The organism is Cobetia sp. UIB-001, from assembly GCF_044789135.1.
Classification (GTDB): Bacteria; Pseudomonadota; Gammaproteobacteria; order Pseudomonadales; family Halomonadaceae; genus Cobetia; species Cobetia amphilecti.
In genome coordinates this window covers 892,835-911,338 of the sequence record NZ_CP058244.1, presented here as the reverse complement: position 1 = coordinate 911,338, position 18,504 = coordinate 892,835, and the positions used below count along the sequence as shown (strand labels likewise).

13 protein-coding genes are annotated in these 18,504 nt (G+C 65.6%); 11 read left to right on the top strand and 2 right to left on the bottom strand.

The genetic code is table 11. The features are described from left to right. Positions 1–97 precede the first annotated feature (97 nt). From HA399_RS03855 to HA399_RS03820, 8 genes are all read left to right on the top strand, one after another. Complete coding sequence (locus HA399_RS03855; RefSeq protein WP_404326117.1) at positions 98–457, top strand: STAS domain-containing protein; 360 nt, start codon at positions 98–100, stop codon at positions 455–457. Then, positions 457–1,629, top strand: coding sequence for a polysaccharide biosynthesis/export family protein (locus tag HA399_RS03850; protein ID WP_225347637.1), 1,173 nt, complete (start codon positions 457–459; stop codon positions 1,627–1,629). The genes HA399_RS03855 and HA399_RS03850 overlap by 1 nt, the downstream gene beginning before the upstream one ends. Before the next feature lie 58 nt (positions 1,630–1,687). Then, on the top strand, positions 1,688–3,142 hold the full coding sequence (locus HA399_RS03845; RefSeq protein WP_286987162.1) for a hypothetical protein: 1,455 nt from the start codon (positions 1,688–1,690) through the stop codon (positions 3,140–3,142). 7 nt (positions 3,143–3,149) lie between these two features. Beyond that, positions 3,150–4,529, top strand: a complete 1,380-nt coding sequence (locus HA399_RS03840) for an O-antigen ligase family protein (protein ID WP_404326115.1) — start codon at positions 3,150–3,152, stop codon at positions 4,527–4,529. 146 nt (positions 4,530–4,675) lie between these two features. Then, the gene (locus HA399_RS03835; RefSeq protein ID WP_404326114.1) at positions 4,676–6,052 is read left to right on the top strand and encodes an oligosaccharide flippase family protein; all 1,377 of its coding nucleotides are present in this window, start codon (positions 4,676–4,678) and stop codon (positions 6,050–6,052) included. Next, on the top strand, positions 6,049–7,131 hold the full coding sequence (locus HA399_RS03830; protein WP_404326112.1) for a glycosyltransferase family 2 protein: 1,083 nt from the start codon (positions 6,049–6,051) through the stop codon (positions 7,129–7,131). Before HA399_RS03835 ends, HA399_RS03830 begins: the two co-directional genes overlap by 4 nt. Further along, complete coding sequence (locus HA399_RS03825) at positions 7,131–8,585, top strand: WecB/TagA/CpsF family glycosyltransferase (RefSeq protein WP_404326111.1); 1,455 nt, start codon at positions 7,131–7,133, stop codon at positions 8,583–8,585. Before HA399_RS03830 ends, HA399_RS03825 begins: the two co-directional genes overlap by 1 nt. Before the next feature lie 70 nt (positions 8,586–8,655). Then, on the top strand, positions 8,656–9,900 hold the full coding sequence (locus HA399_RS03820) for a hypothetical protein (RefSeq protein WP_404326110.1): 1,245 nt from the start codon (positions 8,656–8,658) through the stop codon (positions 9,898–9,900). Positions 9,901–10,078: 178 nt separating this feature from the next. Here the strand turns inward: HA399_RS03820 and HA399_RS03815 are convergent, their stop codons facing one another. Further along, positions 10,079–11,905: an SEC-C domain-containing protein gene (locus HA399_RS03815; RefSeq protein WP_153635197.1), complete on the bottom strand. Its 1,827-nt coding sequence runs from the start codon at positions 11,903–11,905 to the stop codon at positions 10,079–10,081. A gap of 143 nt (positions 11,906–12,048) precedes the next feature. Next, positions 12,049–12,987, bottom strand: a complete 939-nt coding sequence (locus HA399_RS03810; protein ID WP_404326108.1) for a homocysteine S-methyltransferase family protein — start codon at positions 12,985–12,987, stop codon at positions 12,049–12,051. Positions 12,988–13,254: 267 nt separating this feature from the next. On the opposite strand from HA399_RS03810, the gene HA399_RS03805 reads away from it, so the two are divergent. The 3 genes from HA399_RS03805 (at position 13,255) to HA399_RS03795 (ending at position 18,503) form a co-directional block, all read left to right on the top strand. Then, a complete protein-coding gene (locus tag HA399_RS03805) occupies positions 13,255–15,162 on the top strand; it encodes a hypothetical protein (RefSeq protein WP_043332458.1) in 1,908 nt (635 codons plus the stop codon). A 69-nt stretch (positions 15,163–15,231) separates the two neighbouring features. Next, entirely contained in the window at positions 15,232–17,379 is a 2,148-nt protein-coding gene (locus tag HA399_RS03800) for a DNA topoisomerase III (RefSeq protein ID WP_404326107.1), read from the top strand. Between the two features lie 77 nt (positions 17,380–17,456). After that, positions 17,457–18,503 carry a ketopantoate reductase family protein gene (locus HA399_RS03795; protein ID WP_404326106.1) on the top strand — a complete coding sequence of 349 codons (1,047 nt, stop codon included), beginning with the start codon at positions 17,457–17,459 and terminating at the stop codon, positions 18,501–18,503. The last annotated feature ends 1 nt before the right edge of the window (position 18,504 follow it).

Below are 18,504 nucleotides of genomic sequence, written 5' to 3'. Positions count from 1 at the left end.
GTAAACGATGCTTATGCGGCATAGTGCATAAAGATAACAAGCTGCACCGCAGGCCCAGCTGGCGCCAGGCGGTGACATCAAGCACAGGGAGCCCGTCATGCCCATCACCACCCGGATTCACGAAGGCATCATGATCACGCCGCCTGCCCAGCTGACAGGCGAGCTCGCGCGCTATTTCCGCCAGGAGATACTGGCGATGATTCCTGAGCACACCGGCACGCTGGCGGTGGACCTCAGCCATGTCGAGGCCATCGATGCCGATGGGCTCTCGGTGCTGGTCAGTCTGCATGATGCACTGTCCCCGGCGGCGCTGGTGGTGGTCGAACCCTCGCCGGTCATGCAGACAGAGCTGGAGCGCGTGCGCCTGTTCGAGCTCTTCGATATCTACTATCAGCGCGACCCGCTGCTGGAGTCGAGCGGTGACACCCGGACAGGGCCTTCTCGTGAGGTAGCCTGATGAAACGCGACCTGACTCGGCCCAGCTCCCTTGTCTGCTCTCTTCGACGCCTGCTGGGTGTCGCGATCACGGCCGGCCTGATGGGCGGCTGTACGCCGATCATGCTGGACGACACTCCCGCCGAAGATCACTGGCAACAGGCGACCCACTGGCCGCTGGAACTGCCTGCCCCTCATGCCGATGATCGCTTCATGCAACTGCCCGCGGGCGATGACCAGCGGCTGGCGGCGGGCGATCGTCTGAGCGTCAGGGTCGCCGGCAGCGAACTCTTTGATGGCAGCTACGAGGTGGATCATGACGGACGCCTGCGCCTGCCGTGGCTCTCGCCGGTCGAGGCCTCCAACAAGACCATCGACGCCCTGGCGGATGAGATCACCCGGCGTCTGGTGCAGGAAGAGCTGATTCGCCCGGGTCTGGCGCATGTCAGCATCCGGCTCGAGGAATGGGCGCCGTTGGCCGTTGCGGTGTCCGGCGCGGTGTTCTTCCCGGGCGAGGCGGTCATCAATACCCGCCTGCCCGAAGAGCGCATGGTGCGCCGCGATTTCGCCGGCGGCGATGCCAGTCAACAGCGTCGTCTGTCGGCGGCCTTGACCACGGCCGGCGGCATCCGCCCCGACGCGGACCTGAGCCATATCGAGCTGATTCGCGACGGCCAGACACAGATTCTCGACATGCGCGGCCTGATCGACGGCGAGTATGCCGCCAATCCCTGGCTGCGCGTGGGGGACCGCATCCACGTGCCCTCCAGCGGCGCCTTCCAGGCCGCGCTGATGCGCCCCTCGCCGCTCACCGCGCCGGGCATCGTCATCTATGCCTCCAACCTGACCACCCCTGCCAACAACAACAACGTCAGCAATTACACGGTGTTGCGCTCGCAGGTGCCCTACGGCGTGCGCATGCTGCAGGGCGTGATCAATGCCAACTGCGTCGGCGGTATCCAGGCGACCTCCGGTTCGCGCCGCGCGGTGCTGATCAGTACCAACCCGATGACGCATCAGCCGGTCGTGGTCGATCGCGGTATCGATGCCCTGCTGGCCAATCCGGCGGATGTGGGCGTCAATCCCTATCTGATGCCCGAAGATGTGGTCGGCTGCTATGACTCCGGTGTCACCAACATCCGTGATATCGCCCGCACGCTGACTGACCTGCTGACGCCGGCCACTCTGCTGTAACCCATCGCCTGTCCGTTGATGGAATGCGACTGATCACTACCACGCGACAAGGATGTGCATGACAGAGTCCCGCTCACCCGACACACCACAAGACGCAGCCAAGCCCTCACTGGGGCGCCGACTCCTGGGCGTCCTGCTGGGCTGGGCGGCGCGTGGCTCCAGCATGCGCCCGCGCACCCGCCGCGCGGCCTACCTGTTGCTGGCGACCGCCATCCTGAGTGTCATCTGGGGGTTGACCATCGCCTTCATCGCCGTGGCACCAGTCACCTACACCACCAGCTGGACGATGATCCTGCCGGGTACCGGCTCCGGCCTGTCGGTAAACTTCGAGAGCATCGGCCAGGCCAGCACCAGCGCCAACTCTTCCTACTCCAGCTCCTCGCTGGACCCCAAGGTCAACTACCGCGCCATCGCCGAGAGTCCCGCCGTGCTCGAGCGTGCCGCCAGCACGGTCGACATGCATCCCGACGATTACGGCAAGCCCAAGATCAAGCTGACCGACCAGACCGCCCTGATCGGCTTCCAGACCAGCGCGCCGAGCGCCAAGGCCGCGCTTGCACGCGCCAATGCGCACATCGATGCCTTCAATGAGGTGATCGAACAGCTGCGCAATGATGAGCAGGCGCGCCGCGAAGCCGTCATCCGCCGCTCGCTCGAGACCTACGATCGCACGCTCAAGGAAACCCAGCGCAAGCTGCTCGAGTTCCAGTCCACCTCAGGGCTGGTTTCCATGGAGCAGTTCAAGGAGTTGACGCTGAGTGTCGAGGCGCTCAAGGACACACTCGAAACGCGTGATGGCGAGCTGTCGGCCCTCAACGCCCGTCTCGCCACCCTGTCCAGTCGCCTGGGACTGGACGCCGGCCAGGCCGGTGGCGTGATCGCCCTGCAGCGCGACGCCCGCTATCAGGCGCTGCTGACTCAAGCCGCGGAACAGGCAGCCAGTCTCGATGAAGCGCGTGGCAAATGGGGCGAGCGCAATCCGGAAGTCATCAATCTGGCCGCGGGGCTTGATTCCCTCGAGCGCTCGCTGGCCTCACGCATGCGCCAGTTGCTGCCCCGTCAGTCCTCGCGCAACCAGAATGCCCTGCGTGCCGCGTCCGGCCATGCCAATCAGGACACCCTGGTCGGCGAGCTGATCACCCTGGATACCCAGCGGCGCGGCGTGATCAGCGAGCTTGCCACCGGGCGGGCCAATCTGGCGGCCCGCCAGCAGCGGCTGGACAACAGCGTCGCCAAGGCCGCCCAGCTGCAGGACCTGCTGCGCGAGCAACAGGTCGCCACGGCGGTCTACACCACGGCGCTGGCCAAGATCGACATCGGTCAGATCGACCCCTTCGCCAGCTACCCGATGCTGCAGATTCTCGATCCGCCGCCATTGCCCGAGAAGGCGGATTCGCTGGGCATCAAGCTGGCCATCGTCGGCGCGCTCGCCGCGAGCGTCTTCAGCATCATCGGCCTGATTCTCCTGTGGATCAGAAAACCCTACCTGCTGCGTCTGCAGCAAAGCGTGTGAGCCGCCGATGTTTTCCCTGAAGGCGGGGCCAGAGGCGGATGTCCGCCCCGAGACCCCGGAAGAACGCATCATCTGGTTCTCGATCACCGCGACCTATCTGTTCTATCTGGTCGGCGGCCTCTACGTGCTGGCACCGGTGCTGGCATGGTCGCTGGTGATGCGTGCCGCCTGGTTGCACCTCAAGGGCCGCCAGCGTTTTCCGCGCCTGCCCTGGCCACTGTGGGTGTGGATCATCGGCATGATCGTGATGGAGTTCTCGCTGCTGGCCGGCCACCTGATCGAGAACCTCGGCACCGGCAAGCTGATCAAGTCCTCCATCGGCTGGGCCAAGGGCTGGGCGCTGCTGGCGGTCTTCCCGATCATCGGCTGTCTGGCGATCCGCCCGGCGGTGATCATCCGCGCGGCCATGCATGTCTGCCTGCACACCATGCTGTTGCTGCCGGTATTCGTCGGCGCCTGGCTGGCGGGACTGCCCCAGGTGCCCTTCGTCTCGCCGCTGCAGGCCATCGGTGGGCCGGGACCGGAATTCTTCGCCGTCTCGCTCTATGAGATCGACCCCGGCAGCGGCATGCCGCGCTGGCGCCTGTTCACGCCCTGGGCGCCGGCGGTGGGCTTTGTCGCCAGCATCTATTTCGCCTGCGCCCTGCTCGAGAAACATCCCTTGTGGAAGGCGATCGGCATCGGCGGCAGCGTGCTGATGATCCTGATGTCCGGCTCGCGCATGGCGCTGGTGTCGCTGGTGTTGATCAGCGCCGGGATGTTCCTGCTCAAGCGTCTGCACAAGCCGTGGCTGTGGTTCAGCTTTTCCGGCGTCAGCCTGATCGGTGGCTTTCTCGGCGCGCCGATCCTGGAGGCCATCGACAACTTCATCGCCGCCTTCAAGGGCTCGCGAGCGGACTCGACCCGCGTGCGCGCCGCGCTGGGGCGCATCGCGGTGGATCGCTGGCGCAACGAGGCACCGTGGTTCGGCCACGGCATCGTCGAACGCGGCCCGCACCTGGTGGAGTACATGCCGATCGGCTCGCATCACAGCTGGTATGGGCTGCTGTTCGTCAAGGGCATCTTCGGCCTGTTCGCGCTGTTGGTGCCGATGCTGGTCAGCCTGCTGCATCTGCTGCGCTTCGTGGTCGGCCGCCCTGTCGTGCAGCTGGGCTTGATCATGGTCGGCCTGCTGTTCGTCTACTCCTTCGGTGAGAATCTGGAGATTCTGGCCTACCTGATCTGGCCGGGACTGATCCTGATCGGCAAGGCGCACCAGCTGGCGGGCCTGCCCGCCAGCGAAGGGCATATCCACAACATGGGACCGGTGGATGTGGAGAAGCCGCCCTCAAGGACAGCGGCGGCGCCCACCTCCGCCGATACCGGCAGCAGCGACACGGCAACCTAGCCCGATCACGGGATAGTGGAACAAGGCTGCGCCAGATCACGCCAATTCATCAGTACATTGCGCTAGAGTGGCTACACCAGCCGTTCAAAAGCATGACTGACAAGACCAGATGCCTGGAAAGGCACGACAAGCCAGGGAGCCAGGCGATGGGTGTGATCACGCGACTCAAGACACGTCTGACAGGTGGCGGAGACGGTGGCAATGGCCGTCTGATCCGCAATCTGGCCTGGATGGGCATGTCGCAAGGGGTGCACCGCATCGCGCGATTGGGCGCGACCCTGGTGGCGGCGCGCATGATCGCGCCGGAGTCCTTCGGTATCGCCGCCATCGTGCTCACCGCGCACGAGATCATGCACGCCATCTCCAATGCCGCCGTGGTACCCGCCCTGGTGCAGGCCGGCCGCGAGGGATATGAACGCCTGTGCCGCGATGCCTACTGGTTCAATTGGGTGGTGTGTCTTGGCCTGATGGTGCTGCAGATGGCACTGGCCCCGCTGCTGGCCTACCTCTATGACGCTCCCGATCTGACCCTGCCGCTGATGGCGCTGGCGCTGATCTTCCCGATGCTGCCCCCCGCCGCCATCAACGCGGCGCGAATTCTGCGCAGCAACCGCCTGCACATCACGGCGCGCATCGAGATGGGCCAGAGCATCGGCGAGGCCGTCGGTGTGATGCTGCTGGCCGCCATGGGTGCCGGGTTCTGGGCCTTGATCCTGCCCAAGCTGATCGTGACGCCCATCTGGACCCTGACCTACCGCTGGTGCGAGTCATGGCGCATCGATGAGCGCCCCTCCACGCTTTGGTCGCGGCCGCTGATGAGCTTCGCGCGCCCGATGATGGGCGTCGAGGTGGTCTCGGTGCTGCGTCAGCAGATGGATTACCTGCTGGTCGGCGCCCTGTTCGCCATGGACGTGCTCGGCGTCTACTTCTTTGCCTTCAATGCCGGACTCGGCATCAGCCTTGGCCTCTTGCGCGCCTACTCCACCGCCATCTTCCCGCAGCTGTGCGGCGACATGACGTCTCGCGAACGACTGGCACGCATGCACCACGGCATGCGTCTGTTCGCGCTGGTCGCCGTGCCCGCCATCATCGCCCAGAGCCTGCTGGCGCCCTGGTATGTGCCGATCCTGTTCGGGGAGGCCTGGGTCGAGCGTGGCGCCCTGCCGATCCTGATCCTGATCTGCCTCTCCGCCCTGCCGCGCATCCTGCTCGACAGTTGCGGCCAGTTGCTGCGCGCCCAGGGCATGCCCGGGGCAGACCTCAAGCTGCAGATCTTCATGACGCTGATGCTCGGCGCCGGCATGTTCGCCGGCGTGCCCTTCGGCATCAATGGCGTCGCGGCCGGCATTCTGGTCGGCATCAGCCTGGCCGCCCTGCCCGGCTACCTGTGGACACGCCGGCTGATCCTCGCTCAGGACGGCCGCGTGACACATGCGCCGCCACCAGACACACCAGACACACCTCACGCAGCATCCACCGCATCGCTTTCCCCAGACAGGGACGTCCAGGAGGCCAGACCATGACCCCGACCTTTTCGGTCATCATGCCGATCTACAACGTCGAACGATTCGTCGCGGCCGCCATCGACAGCGTGCTGGCGCAAGAGGATGGCGACTTCGAACTGCTGGTCGTCGACGACTGCTCCCCCGATGGCAGCCGGGCGATCTGCGAGGCCTACGACGACCCGCGCCTCACGCTGATCACGCATCCGGTCAATCGCGGCCTGGCCGGGGCTCGCAACACGGGCGTGCGTGCCGCTCAGGGCCGCTATCTGGCCTTTCTGGACTCCGATGACATCTGGGAGCCCGCCAAGCTGGCGCGCCACCGCGAGCACCTCGAGGCACGCCCCGAGGTAGGTCTGTCCTTCTCGCGCTCGGCCTTCATCGATGCCGACGGCGAACCGCTGGACTACTACCAGATGCCGAGCCTGACCGACATCACGCCGGGGCTGCTGTTCTGTCGCAACCCGGTGGGCAATGGCTCGGCGCCGGTCATCCGCCGCGAGATTCTCGAGGCCATCGCCTTCGACTGTGAGGTCAAGGGGGGCGGCGTGCTGCCCTGTTATTTCGATGAGAGTCTGCGCCAGAGCGAAGATATCGAATGCTGGACACGCATCGCCCTCAAGACCGGCACCACGGTGGAAGGCATTCCCGAGCCGCTGACCCGCTACCGACTCAATGAAGGCGGGCTTTCGGCACAACTGGAGCGCCAGTACCAGAGCTGGCTTGCGATCGTCGAGCTGACGCGCGCCTACGCGCCTGACTTCATCGAGCAATGGTATCCCCGCGCCCAGGCCTACCAACTGCGCTACCTGTCTCGTCAGGCGATTCGCCTGCGTGACGGGGATGCTGCCTGGGCGTATTGCCGCCGCGCCGTCAAGGCATGGCCGGGCATCTGGAAGGCGGAATTCGGGCGCACCGCTGCCACGGCAGGGGCCGCCCTGATGTTGCGCGTGATGCCCAAGAGTCTCTATCTACGCTGTGAAGGGCTCGCCCAGGGGGTCATCGGCAAGGCGCAGAAGAAGAAGATCGACAATGCGCCGCGCCCGCAGTCGGCCAGACCGAATCAACAGCAGGACGCTCATGAAGTGGAGTCGCCATGATGAGCCAGCCATTGGATCAAGCCCTCTTCACCACTGAGCGCGTCAAGACGCTGCCTCACGTCAAGGTGCTGGGGGTGCCCTTCGTCAATACCAGTCTCGACACCTGCCTGAGCCTGCTCAAGAGCTGGATCAGCGACCCGCAGCCGCGCACCGTCAATTTCATCAATGCACACTGCCTGAACGTGGCCCAGGTCGATCGCTATTACATGCAGGTACTGCATGACAGCGACCTGCTGCTGCCCGATGGCAGTGGCGTCAAGATGGCCTGCCGCATGCTTGGCCAGGAGCTTGAGGCCAACCTCAATGGCACCGATCTGCTGCCCCACCTGTGCGACATGCTGGTGGCGGAGAACAAGCGCCTGTTCCTGCTCGGCGCCGCGCCGGGCGTGGCCGACAGGATGGCCGCCAAGCTCCGCGAGCAATGGCCGACGCTCGAGATCAGTGGCGTGCATCACGGCTTCATCGGCCCGGAAATCATCGACGACGTGCTGGCGCAGATCAATCAGGGCACTGACCTGTTGCTGGTGGCGATGGGCGTGCCGGCCCAGGAGAAGTGGATCTCGACCTACCGTGAGCGACTCGAGGTGCCGGTGGTCATGGGCGTCGGCGGGCTGTTCGACTTCTATTCCCAGCGCATCCCGCGTGCGCCGGGCGTCGTGCGCAGACTGGGCATGGAATGGGCCTGGCGGCTGCTGATGGAGCCACGCCGCATGTTCAAGCGCTACGTGCTTGGCAACCCGAGCTTTCTGATGAGCGTGCGCAAGTATGGGGAAGAGGCGATTCCCGGCCGCGGCCTGTGGATGAAGTCACGCTCCAACTGGCGCCACTTTCGATGGCGAGTGAGCAACTGGCTGACCCCGCGCGCGCGCCGGGCCATGGATATCGTCGGTGCCAGCGGCGTGCTGCTGGTGCTGTCACCGCTGCTGCTGGGCACCGTGCTGGCCATCCGCCTGGAATCGCCAGGCCCGGTGCTGTTCGGCCAGGAGCGTATCGGGCGTCACGGCAAGCCGTTCAAGCTGTGGAAGTTCCGCTCCATGTACATCGACGCCGAAGAGCGTCTGCGCGAACTGCAGGCCGCCAACGAGAGCGAGGGTGGCGTGCTGTTCAAGATGAAGCAGGACCCGCGCATCACGCGCGTGGGTCGTATCATCCGCAAGCTATCCATCGATGAATTGCCGCAGCTGTGGAACGTGCTGCGCGGCGAGATGGCGCTGGTCGGGCCGCGCCCCGCCCTCGCCCGCGAGGTGGCGCTCTACGAGGCGCGCGCGCGCATGCGTCTGGATGCCACCCCGGGGCTGACCGGGCTGTGGCAGGTGTCGGGCCGCTCGGACCTGTCCTTCGAGCAACAGATCCATCTGGATCTCTTCTACCTGCATCGTCAGGGCATCAAGGAAGACATCAAGCTGCTGTTGCGCACGATTCCTGCCGTTCTGACCAGCCGTGGAGCCTACTGATGCGCGAGACTCCCTCTCTCATTTGTGCAGCGCTGCGCCAATATCACGACTCATGCCAAGGAGGTGTGCAATGCATGTGATCCTGTTGGCGGACCGCCTCGGCCAGGAAGTCGCGCCGATTGACCGCCGTTACTCGCCGGCGCTGCTGCCGATCGCCGGACGCAGCGTGCTGGAGCGCAATCTCGACCTGCTGGTCGGGCGAGGCGTGACGCATATCAGCCTGATCATCGCCCGTGACCCCGAGTGGTTCCGGGCGCGTATCGCCGATGGCTCACGCTGGGGCATCGATCTCGACATTCTGCCGATGCCCGGCGAGCGAGACCCGCGCGAGCAGATCAAGCGCCTCGGCGCCATGGCTGCCCTGCCCGCCCCGGTGCTGCGCGCCGATGTGCTGCTGATGCCGGAGTGGTTCAAGGATGACAGCCTCGCGATCAGCGAGCAGGCCATGGCGTCGGGTGCGCCGGTCTGCCATCCGGCCAGCGTGGCAGACCCGTCGCTCGCTCGCCTGCACTGGCCGGAGCTGCGCGACAATCCCGGGCTTGGGCCGGCCCTGCTGGCCTCGCTGTCGCACTATCACGCCCTGGTGATGCAGGCACTGGATGCCGATGACTCAGGCCTGACACCACATGGCGAGCGCGGAGTATTGCCCGGCGAGCAGGACCTGCACCACGTCTACTACGCCGCCGGCGCGACCCGCCTGGATGAATCGCGCCTCACCGGTGGCTTCGCCGGCATCACCACCCATGTGGAGCCCGGCGTGCTGCTCAAGGGACATTGCTGCCTCGAACAGGGCAGTTACGTGGAAGAAGGCGCCATGCTCGAGGACTGCGTCATCCTGCCCTTCACCCGCGTGCACGGGGGCCAGCAGATCAACGCCGGCATCCTGTTCGAAGGCGAGGCGCTCGACAGGACGGCCCCGCACTGGCTCAAGGACCGCCGTCAGGCAGGTGCCGCCTCGCAACGCGGCGTCGCCTATCGCAACCCGGCACGCCCCGAGTGGCAAGAACGGATTCTGGCGGCCCTGATCACCCTGGCCACACGCCCCTTCGGCTCGCGCTACAAGAAGCTTCGCCATCGCCTGCGCCAGGTGCAGGACAGCCGCATGCGGCTTTTCGGGGCACTGCCCGAGCGCTCGCCACCGCCACTGGACAGGGTCGGCATCAGCAGTGCGGGCGCCATCCAGCCCCCGGATTGGCGCGCCACACCGGATGCCTTCGCCGCGACGCTGGAGGCCATCCAGGTCGGCCAGACGCCGGGGCTACGCGGTGCGCTTCGAGAAGCCTGGCGACTGCGCCAGCAAGGCAAGCAGCAGTGATCGCACCTGTTCGCGCTTCCCCCCTGAGTCCGCCTCGCGATGCAAGGCAAGACACGAAAAAACCCCGCAGTGCCATGGCACTGCGGGGTTTTTCATACGGGGCCCTGTCACACGAGGTCTTGTCATGCGAGCGCTTGCGATCACTCGTCAGGCAGCATGAGCGGCCTTTGACACCGGCTCAGCGATGCTTGGCCAGCCAGGCAAGCGCGCCTTCGCTGCGCTTCCACTGGTCCCGCATCAGGGTGCGGTACTGCCAGGCCTCACCACGCGTGCCGGGTTCCGGCGCTTCCACCGCCAGACTCACCGGCCGCGGATGCTCCGCCAGCAGCAGGCTGATCAGATGCGAATTGGCTTCCCGCACGATCTCGAGTGCCTGCTCGGCGTCCTTGTCGCGCCCCAGTCGATAGAGCGCCAGCACCTGGCCCATCAGGATGCCCAACAGCGGCATTTCCTCATCGACGGCGCGTCGCTCGATATCATGCTCGGCGAGGGTCACGGCCTCGTCGTTGCGACCTTCGCGCAGCAGCTGATCCAGCACCAGCTCACGCAGGCCGAGGCTGTCTTCCTCGTCGAGCTTGAGCAGGCGCTCCGCCAGCTGGCGCGAACGCTCGCGCTCACCGCGTTCCATGCCGATCACCAGCCCCAGCCCACAGCGCAGCAACTGGGCGTTGTCGCCATCTTCCCAGCGCAACAGGCCGCCGGCCTGTTCGATCTGATCGAGCCAGCGATCGAAGCGCTGTGCCAGCGGCACGAAGAAGGTATCCGACATCCACGGCAGGCTACCGAAGCGACTGGCCAGTGCCAGGATCAGCCCCTGACACACCGCCGGAACGTCAAGCCATTCGGGGCTGGCGCACAGCTGCTGCAGCCACTCATTGGGGTCCTGGACATCCCAGGGATCGATATCCAGCGCCAGTGCCGCCTCTTCCTCGATGCGCGCCGGGAAGACCGCCTCCCAGAGCCCGAGTGTCACGGCCTGCTCCGCATTCTGACGGAACAGCAGACTGCCATCTTCCTGCGTTTCCAGCGCCAGACGCGGCGGATGCTCGATCACCTCGAACAGCGCCTGCAGGGCAGCCAGTGAATCCGACAGCGACTCATCGGAATTTACCATCTGCTCGGCGAGCGTGGCACGCGGGTTTTCGGCCAGATCCGCCAGGAATTCCAGCTGACCGGGCTCGATGTCCTTCTGCTTGGACAGACGACGCCACCAGAAGCGCGCACGATCCTGCGCCTCTTCCGGCTGGCCTTCGTGCAGCAGCAGCATGGCTTCGATATACGCCAGCGTCGGCGAATCGGGCAGCGTCTGCTGGGCACGAATGAAGGCGGCGCGCGCCGAGCCCAGATCATCGCTGTCCAGATGCAGCAGACATTGATGCTCCAGGGCGACGCCGCGCAGGAAGGCAGGGCCACGCTCCAGCACCTCATCGAGCAGCAGCGCCTTCTTGCGGGTGAAGCCGCGCTCCTGATAGAGATCCAGCAGCAGCTCGAAGCCAGGCTCGGCCTGCTCGGGCAGACGCGACCAGTCGCTGGTATCGAACAGCGCCTCCATGATCTGCTGAGCCCGACCGCGATTGCCGCTCTCGGCGCTGATCAGCCCCGCCTCGAGCAGCGCCTGCGCCGGCGCGAGACCAGAGGCCAGCGCCGCCTTGAGCTGTTCACCCTTGAACTCGCGCAGCGACAGCATCCACATCAGGTGGTCTGGTATCGCCGGCAGCTGCACCTTGTCGCAGCATTGCTTGTACTTGCGACCCGAGTCACACCAGCAAGGCTCGTTGCGTCCGGGCGGTGCCAACGACTCGCGCGCGAAATCGAGTCGCACCAGCGGAGTCTGGCTCCACAGCACCGGCGCCAGCGCTACCGCCAGCGCTTCGTCGCCACCGCTGTAGTTCACGCCCTCCGAATGCGCCCACTGCATGAAGGCAGGAAAGGATTCATCGGCGCGGATGGCATCAAGTGCCCCACTGGCGTAACTCAAGAGCCGTTCGACCCACTCGGCAAGCATGGCATCTCCCTAAAAAAGCGTTTCACAGCCCTGCAGGCACCGCATCCCGGTCGTCGCCTCGGCGTATCCTCAGGCGCGATGCCCGTCAGAACCTGCGAATCAAGGGGCGAAGTCTATCACGAGGAAGCCTCGCCCCTCATCGTTCACTCACTCAAGCGGCTGACGCAGCGATAACCTGCTGACCTGAGCTGTTCGGCCAGGCAGGCGATATGCGCCGGGCCCACTTCGCAGCAACCGCCGACGATACGAATGCCGGCATTGACCCACCCCAGGGCATGCGCCGCGTACTGCTCCGGCCCCAGGTCTTCGCGTGCCTTGAGGTCCTTGACGGTGCCGCCGGGATTGAGCTCCGCGATGGAGGTGAAGCCGTTGGCATAGGCACCGGTCGGCAGCGGGCTGGCCAGCAGATATTCCAGACTACCCTGAATGGCTTCCGGCGCGCTGCAATTGATCAGGATCGCGTCCACGCCCATCGCTTGCAGCATGCTGATCGCGTCGGCCAGCGGCTCACCGCTGCGCAGGGTCGCGGTCAGATCATCCTTCACCGTCAGCGAGACCCACACCGGCAAGCCGCTCTCGAGTGCGGCGGTGGCAGCGGCGCGAGCCTCGACGCAGGAAGACAGCGCCTCACACAGCAGGACATCGACCAGCGGTGCCTGCAATTCCACCAGCCGGCGATAGCTGGCCAGGGATTCGTCAGCACTCGGCGCGACATCGGGGCGATAGGTGGCGACCAGCGGCGGCAGGCAGCCTGCCACGCGCACATCCGCCTCGCCACTCAGGGCGATGGCATCCCGCGCGGCCTTGCCAGCGGCGGCATGAATGGCCGCGATCGACTCGCCGACACCCGCCAGGCCCAGACGCTGCGGCGTGGCCGTGTAGGTATTGAGCGTGATGACGCGCGCGCCGGCACGAATGAAATCCAGGTGCAGGTCACGCACCAGCTCAGGCTGGTCCAGCATCACCTGAGACGACCACAGCGGCGTCGGCTCACGACCGCTACGACGCACCAGTTCCTGGCCCATGCCGCCGTCCAGCAGCACGACTTCAGCCCCGTCACCTGCACCCTTTCCTGCTTCCAAGTCTCGTTCCACACAACCTCCAGAGCTTTTTGATGTCCTAGCGTGAGCCTGACGACCTGGCGAGACCCGCTGGCCAGTCAGTGGCGGGCGAAATTCTACCACGCTCGACCCGCTTGCGGCCCTTGCTCACTGGAGCCAAAAGGCTGCCCAATGCTACTGTTGACGACACCCTTTGCCCCGCGCTGCGCTCGAGGCTCGTGCTCACGAACCTCTCGGCAGCCCATGTCGCGCCAGATGCCCCACCCCGTTCAATCAAGGAAGCCTGCCTTGCTGTTGCCGAGCCCCTTTCGTCCCCGAGCCAACACTGCCAATGACGCGCCCCAGGTGCGTCTTGAGCGTGAGGGCCGCGACGAGATTCGCCGCATTACCCAGGCCGTGGAGCGTGTGCCCTGGTCGGTGAGCCTGATGCAGATCCTGTGGACCGCAGGCCCGGTGACGCTGATCGGCGCCTGGGGCGGCTATCTGCTCGGTTACGGCAAGGAACCGACCTTCGAGAACTACATCTTCTTCATCTCCTACACCGTCATCACCGGTGTCGCGGGCATCGTGGCCAATATCGCCCACAACCTGACCAGCTCACGGCGCTATGACCGCACCGAAGCCAAGATCGAACGCGTCATCGACACCGTGCCGGAGCTGATCCTCGCCACGCGCAACCTGATCGTCGAGAGCCTGGAAGGCGATGCCCGCCGGCGTGAAGCGGCGGCCATGCTGCTGCGCAAGCAGGATCTGGCGCCGGAGGGGGTCGAGCTGGCGGCGCTGGAGCTGCTCGATGACCGTGATGCCGCGCGCATCATCAGCCAGATCGACGTCTACCGTCGCGTGGGCCTGCATGCGCGTATCCGCGACATGAACAGCCTCAACCGCGAATGGCTCGAGCCCCAGTTCAATGAACTGGCCGAGCTGGCCCCCGAGGCCATCGGCCTGCTGCGTGAGCGCTTCGAAGGGCGCGCGCCGGATCTGCACAGCGGCGTGCCGCGTGACGAGAACTTCATCGAGCGTGTGCTGGCGGCCATCGAGCAGGACAACGACCTGCTGATGACCCTGCAGGACGTGGAGGAGATGCTGATTCTGGCCTTCGAGCTGATCAGCGGGCGCAAGATTCCGCTGCTGACCTTCGAATACCGTGGCCGCTGGAAGCTGGCGCGCGCGCTGGACAACCTCGAGCATGCCCGCTCGCGTTATCGCATTCGTCAGGCCACCGGCCTGTCACGCCTCAAGGCGCTGACGGTCTATCTGGCCGAGCAGTCCGGCACCCTGGTAGAGGATGCCGCCTCCGGCCTGCGCGCCGAGGTACTGCTGGAGCGCTCCACCCAGGCGATGGACGCCCTTGCCGAACAGGTGACGCATCTGGCGATCGCGGTCAATGAGGGCGATCGTGAACACCGCGCCGCGCTGCGCTCGCGCGCCGACATCCTCACCAACGCCATCCGCCTCTACAAGACGGTGACCAATGCCTACGAGCAGGTCGGGCGCAGCCACGCCGTCTTCCTCAAGATGTCCAAGCGCTGGGAAAACATCGCCTCGCAGATGTCCGATGACGCCACCCGCCTGCGGGTCGGCCCGGGCCGTCGTGGTCTGCGCATCCAGGAAAAGACCATCGCGCTGGACGATGAAGCCAAGGCGGAGGTCTGCAAGCATCTGGCCGATCACTTGAACGAGAGCCGCATCAAGCGCGTCGACAGCGAGATCGCCTACCAGGCGCGCGAGACGGTGCTACGCGTCGGTGTCGACAAGGCCAAGGCGATGGCGGTCGAGATCGCCCTCGCACTGGAGCCCCACATACACCTGTCACGCCCGGCCGTGCAGCGCGCCATCAATGGCTCCAACGCCGCCTATTTCGGCCAGCTGGAGCCCAATCAGTCCGCGGCGGCCAAGGCGGCCCTGGGCAGCGCCATGGTGCGCGAGATCGACGATGACCTGTCACGCACCGCCGAATCCCTGGCCATCGCGCTGGTGCGCCACTACCGCGTCGAGCTGGAGCCGCTGGCCATCGAGTTCCTGCGCGATACCTTCGGCGCCCGTGAAGCGACGCTCAACATGCTCAGCAACTATCAGCCCGCCGACCACCACCCGGTCAGCTATCTCTCCAATCGCCCCCCGCTGATCCAGACCGCCAACCGCGACTGGTATCGCGCCCTCGTCCAGGCGCGCCGCGCGCTCGACGACGATTGATCCCCGCCTCGGGCCAGCGGCATACTGTATGGATCATCATATCGACAGCCTTTGACCGCAGGATGCCCGATGCGCCTGATCATCGCCGAAAAGCCCAGCCTCGCCCGCGCCATTGCCGAGGCGCTGCCCGGACGCTCAAGCAAGCGCGACGGCTATATCGATGCCGGTGACACCCGTGTCACCTGGTGCATCGGCCACCTGCTGGAGCAGGCCCCGCCGGATGACTACGACGAGCGCTTCAAGCGCTGGTCGCTGGATCACCTGCCGATCATCCCCGAGCAATGGAAGCTCAAGCCGCGCAGCCAGGCGCGCGGTCAGCTCAAGACCATCCGCGAGCAGCTCAAGCTGGCCGATGAGGTCGTGCATGCCGGCGACCCCGACCGTGAAGGCCAGCTGCTGGTACAGGAAGTGCTGGAGCACATGCGCTGGCGCGGGCCGGTCAAACGCCTGCTGATCAGTGACATGAATCGCCCCGCCGTCAGCCGTGCCCTCAACAAGCTGGACGACAATCAGCGCTGGCAGCCGCTCTATGAAGCCGCGCTGGCGCGCCAGCGCGCCGACTGGCTGTATGGCATGAACCTGACCCGCGCCTGGACATTGACCGGGCGTCAGGCCGGCCACGACGGCGTATTGTCGGTAGGCCGTGTGCAGACGCCGCTGCTGGGGCTGGTGGTGCGCCGTGACGAGGAAATCGAGGCCTTCGAGCCCCGCGCCTTCTTCCCGCTGTGGATAGAGGCTGGCGTGGCGGCGGGCAGCTTCAAGGCCTGGTGGCATGCGCCCAGCTCGCCCTGGCTGCAACGCCTGGCGGACAAGGGCACCCCGCTGCCACTCGATGACAAGGGTCGCCTGCTGGATAGCCGTCCCGCCGAGCGCCTCGCCCGCCATCTCGCGACCTTGACCACCCTCGGCGATGGCCATGTCGAAAGTGTCGAGGCCAGCGACAAGTCACAGCCCGCGCCGCTGCCCTATTCGCTCTCGGCGCTGCAGGTCGATGCCGCGCGCCGTTTTCGCCTGCCCGCCCAGAAGGTCCTCGACACCTGTCAGGCGCTTTACGAGCGTCATCAGCTGATCACCTATCCGCGCTCCGACTGTCGCTACCTGCCGCGCGAACATCACGCCGGCATGGCCAATCTGATGATCAGCGCCTGCGTGGGTGACCGCGAGCTTGAACGCTACAGTGGCGGCGCCGATTTCAGCCTGCGCTCGCGCGCCTTCAATGACAGCAAGGTCAGCGCGCACCACGCCTTGGCGCCGACCGGACGCGAGCCGGACTATGCACGCCTGTCGCGCGATGAAGCCAATCTCTACCGCATGATCACGCGCAACGTGCTGGCCCAGTTCTACCCGGCCTATCGCTATCGCGAGGTCAAGGTCGAGCTGCGCTTCGCCAAGGAGCCCTTCCGCGCCAGCGGCCGCAGCGTCATCGACGAGGGTTGGAAGGTGCTGTTCCAGCGCGCTGCGGGGGCCGGGGAGACAGCTGATAAGCAAGACTCTGACAAGAAGGCCTCAGACAAGAACGCAGCCGCCGATGACAAGACCCCGCCGCCACTGCCCGCCCTGACGGAAGGCGAACCGGCCTGCGTGCTCGACTGTGGTATCGAGGAGAAAGAGACCCGCCCGCCGGAACCCTTCAATGACGCCAGCCTGATTCAGGCGATGATGAACATCGCGCGCTACGTCGAGGATGAAGCGGTGCGTCGCACGCTGCGCGATGTGGATGGCCTGGGCACCGAGGCGACACGCGCCGGCATGCTCGAGACACTGATCAATCGCGGCTATCTGGTGCGCGAAGGCCAGGCGATGCGCTCCACGCGTATCGGCCGCGCGCTGATTCATGCCCTGCCGCCCGCCGTGTCGCGCCCGGAGCGCACCGCACAGTGGGAGCAACGCCTGAGCATGATCCACGAACAAGGCGACCCGGCGGCGCCCTTCCTGAGCGATCTGATCGTGGATCTGCGTGCGCTGCTCGCCGATAGCTCCGCCAGCCGCTTGAGCACGGCACTGGCCAGCGTCGGCGGTGCGACACCCGCGCCGCGCAAGGGCGGCGGCAAGGGCGGCTCGCGTCGCAAGGCAACGTCCTACAAGAAGCGCGCCTCTGGCAGCTCTTCAGGCAAGGGCGCTTCTGGCAGCACTACTGACGGCGCTTCTCGTAAAAGTGCTTCCACCAGGAGCCCACGCAAGCGAGCGACTGCGTCACGGCGCAAGCCCGATAGCTGACAGCGGGTCAGGTGAAATACAACCGGCCCCCTCCTGCACTGACGCACTGCTCTGCTCTCCATGACAAGATGACAAATATGCACTCAATGACTGATCCGGAAGATAACTGGCTGTGGATCATCGGCCCGGGGGCCATCGGGCGTCTGTTGGCGGCTTCGCTGATGGCAGCACGCCAGCGAGAGCTTCGTGAGCAGGGAGTATCCACGCTACCGCGTGTCCTGCTACTGGGGCGTCAGGCAATGGCGGGGCAAGCAGTCGTGCTCAACATGACCACGCCGGAATCACACTCTGTTAGCGCAAAGATAAATTATTCAACAATTGACACACCGCAAGGCTCTCCATCTAAAAAGCCTTCTGCCATCTGGCTGACGACCAAGGCCCATGGCGTACCCGGCGTCTGGCAGCAACTGGCACCACATATCACGCCCGAGACTTCCGTGACCTGCTGGCAGAATGGCCTGAGCGCTCAGCCGTGGCTGGCCGAACGCCACGCCAACCTGATATGCGCCAGCACCACCGAAGGCGCCTGGCTGCCAGCCGAGACTGGTGCAAACGCGACACCTGACACTGGCTCGACAGCGGATGAACTCCAACACCTTGGCGTGCAACACGCCGGGCGCGGTCACACTTGGCTGGGCGCATGGCAGAGTGGCGGTGACGGCGATCCCGACAGCCAGTCCAACCAGGCCACTCTCGTGCAATGTGACTGGCTCAGGGCAGCAGAGTTTGCGTGCGAATCGACACCGGATATCCAGACTCGCCTGTGGCACAAGCTGGCGATCAATGCGGCGATCAATCCCCTGGTGGCACGCTATCGCATTCGCAATGGCCAGCTGCGCGACCGGCCATTTGCCCCGATGGTGCGCCAGGCGGTCGAGGAGATCAGCGCGGTACTGAATAGCGAAGGCATCCCTGCCCCGGGGGAAGGCTGGCAGGCGCTGGTCGAGCAGGTCATCCGCGCGACCGCCAACAATCGCGCCTCGATGCTGCAGGATGTGCTCGCCGGTCGCCCTACCGAGGTCGAGGCGATCCTTGGCCCATTGCGCCGCACTGCCGCCCGACATGGGCTGGCCCTTCCCTTGCTGGATGACCTCTACTGTCAGCTGAGCACGCCGCAGCGCTGAG

Bases quoted from the DNA above. Each gene is read 5' to 3' on its own strand.
- HA399_RS03820 (WP_404326110.1), top strand. From the start codon at position 8,656: ATGCATGTGATCCTGTTGGCGGACCGCCTCGGCCAGGAAGTCGCGCCG.
- HA399_RS03855 (WP_404326117.1), top strand. From the start codon at position 98: ATGCCCATCACCACCCGGATTCACGAAGGCATCATGATCACGCCGCCT.
- HA399_RS03800 (WP_404326107.1), top strand. From the start codon at position 15,232: ATGCGCCTGATCATCGCCGAAAAGCCCAGCCTCGCCCGCGCCATTGCC.
- HA399_RS03835 (WP_404326114.1), top strand. From the start codon at position 4,676: ATGGGTGTGATCACGCGACTCAAGACACGTCTGACAGGTGGCGGAGAC.
- HA399_RS03850 (WP_225347637.1), top strand. From the start codon at position 457: ATGAAACGCGACCTGACTCGGCCCAGCTCCCTTGTCTGCTCTCTTCGA.
- HA399_RS03815 (WP_153635197.1), bottom strand. From the start codon at position 11,905: ATGCTTGCCGAGTGGGTCGAACGGCTCTTGAGTTACGCCAGTGGGGCA.
- HA399_RS03845 (WP_286987162.1), top strand. From the start codon at position 1,688: ATGACAGAGTCCCGCTCACCCGACACACCACAAGACGCAGCCAAGCCC.
- HA399_RS03825 (WP_404326111.1), top strand. From the start codon at position 7,131: ATGAGCCAGCCATTGGATCAAGCCCTCTTCACCACTGAGCGCGTCAAG.
- HA399_RS03840 (WP_404326115.1), top strand. From the start codon at position 3,150: ATGTTTTCCCTGAAGGCGGGGCCAGAGGCGGATGTCCGCCCCGAGACC.
- HA399_RS03830 (WP_404326112.1), top strand. From the start codon at position 6,049: ATGACCCCGACCTTTTCGGTCATCATGCCGATCTACAACGTCGAACGA.
- HA399_RS03795 (WP_404326106.1), top strand. From the start codon at position 17,457: ATGCACTCAATGACTGATCCGGAAGATAACTGGCTGTGGATCATCGGC.